This window comes from Rhodococcus sp. CX (assembly GCF_015865005.1).
In the GTDB taxonomy this organism is placed as follows: Bacteria; Actinomycetota; Actinomycetes; order Mycobacteriales; family Mycobacteriaceae; genus Rhodococcus.
Window position 1 is genome coordinate 3,084 of record NZ_JADZGH010000102.1, and the last position, 2,038, is coordinate 5,121.

The 2,038-nt window shown below is 65.7% G+C and carries 2 protein-coding genes and 1 pseudogene; 1 reads left to right on the forward strand and 2 read right to left on the reverse strand.

The genetic code is table 11. The features are described from left to right. Positions 1-183: pseudogene (locus I0Q12_RS32605) on the reverse strand (hypothetical protein); the annotation flags it as partial. 5 nt (positions 184-188) lie between these two features. After that, positions 189-1,334 carry a phosphotransferase family protein gene (locus I0Q12_RS11120; RefSeq protein WP_197251976.1) on the reverse strand — a complete coding sequence of 382 codons (1,146 nt, stop codon included), beginning with the start codon at positions 1,332-1,334 and terminating at the stop codon, positions 189-191. A 401-nt stretch (positions 1,335-1,735) separates the two neighbouring features. On the opposite strand from I0Q12_RS11120, the gene I0Q12_RS32610 reads away from it, so the two are divergent. Next, the coding region (locus I0Q12_RS32610) for a TetR/AcrR family transcriptional regulator (protein WP_231610445.1) at positions 1,736-2,038 on the forward strand (303 nt) is incomplete at its 3' end.

Here is a 2,038-nt window from a genome sequence, read left to right on the forward strand (position 1 = left end):
GAACGCGTCGACGACACTCAGGTTCGGGTAGACCCCGAAACCGGTGATCAGGAAGATGTCACCGGTGCGGTCGTGGGCGTTGAAGTAGTTGCGGTCGTAGAAATTCCGGTCCGTGGAGGACACACGACCCAGCGACAGCGGCGACTGGTGAATCGGATATTCGTCGAGCTGAACCGGTTTCATCGGCGTCACTTCTCCCAATCGTAGGAATCGTCGATCAACTGCGCGAGCATCGCGTGGTGGAGCACCAGGTGGTCGGGGTCGGCAGGGATCTCCATTTCCCCGAAGTGCACGCGGCGCCGCATGATCTGCGACATCACGATGCCGTGGCGCAGTGCGGCGTACACGAGGTAGAAGTCGAGGTCGCGGACCTCGACGCCGGAGATCCTCTCGTATTCCGCCACGACGTCCGAGCGCCGGAGGAATCCCGGCAGGCCGGGGATCGAGAACTGGTCGGCGATGTCCTGGAACATACGATGGAAGAAGATGAACCAGCCCAGATCCAGTTCGCGGGGAGCGAGCGCAGCCGACTCCCAGTCGAGGACCGCAGCGACGTCGGTGCCCCGGTACATGATGTTGCCGATCCGCGCGTCGCCCCAGCACAGCACGTCCGCGGACGGCTCCGCCGGCCAGTTCTCCTCGAGCCAGTCGAATGCCTTCTCCAGCACAGGGATACGAATCCCGTCCTCGCGGCGGGTCCATTCGTAGTAGGCGCACTCGTTCTCGAAGTGCCGACGCAGGCTCGACTGCCCGTCCGGAGCGACCAGCGCGGGAAACTTGGACGCGGGATCGGCGATCGCGTGGATGTCGGCGAGAACCTTCACGCTCGCGCTCTGCACGGCCCTGCGGGTGTCGTCGTCGGCGTCGAGCAGCCAGCCGGTGAACACGTACGGCGGGTTGTCCACGGGCACGACACCTTCGGCGCGATCCATCACGAGGAACGGCCGGCCGAGCGGGCCCGCGGAGGTCTCGACCCACCGCACCTTCGGCACCGCGATGCCACCGTGTTCGCGGACGGCGGTCATGACCTCGAACTGGCGCTGCAGGTCGTAGCCGGGGAACACCGGATACGCGTCCTCCTCGGGGGCGAGCCGGGCGACGAGCTGTGCCGTCTGCTCCGCACCGTCCTTCGTCCAGTCGAGATCGAACAGGACCGAGATGCTGGACATTCCGGAGTGTTCCGGTCGCGTCAGGTTGTGGACACGCGGCGCCGACGCGCCGCCGAGACGCTCGCCGAGCCGGCCTTCGAGCCGGCTGCGCAGCTCGTCCAGGTCGGTCTCGCTGGTCTTGATCTCCTGCTCCGCACCTTCAGGCACCACACTCTCGGCGGTCATGCCCGTACCTCCCGTTCGTCGACGAAGTAAGCCCGTGCGACGCGCTGCGGTTGCCGGAAATCGTTCGCGTCGAAGCGGGGTGTTCGGATGAGGGTCGCGATCGTGGCGGATCTCGTGCTGCGTAAGCATTTTCGATCCGCCCTGCGACGGGAGCGCCTTGTCCCATGTAGTCACCCCCGTTGCCGACCCCCTGGGGACAAAGATAGACGCTGGTCCAACTTCTTGGAACCCGTTCCAGGAATTCTCGCAACTCCGGGCGAACCTTCTACGCTGACAACGACTCAGCGCCTCGCCCACGCGTACGGCGGAACGAGAGGCCCGACGAGGAAAGTGCGGACACCATGAGCGAGCCCACGGCACTCGGTCGCCGCGAGCGGAACAAGCTGCGGACCCGGCAGCGCATGCTGGACGCGGCCAGACGGCTGTTCGCCGAACGCGGCGTCGACGGTTCGACGATCGAGGACATCGCCGATCTCGCCGGCGTCTCGCGCGCAACGGTTTTCAATTACTTCCCCAGCAAGGACGACCTGATCACGGCGCTGCACGCGAGTCACATGGACGCGCTGACAACCCTGATCGACCAGCTGCTCGCGCAGGACCTCACCACCGCGGAACGGATCGCGGGCGTCTTTGCCGACTTCGCGCGTGAATCGCGGCGGTATCCCGGTTACATGCGGGCGGTCACCGGCGAGATCGAAAGGGAT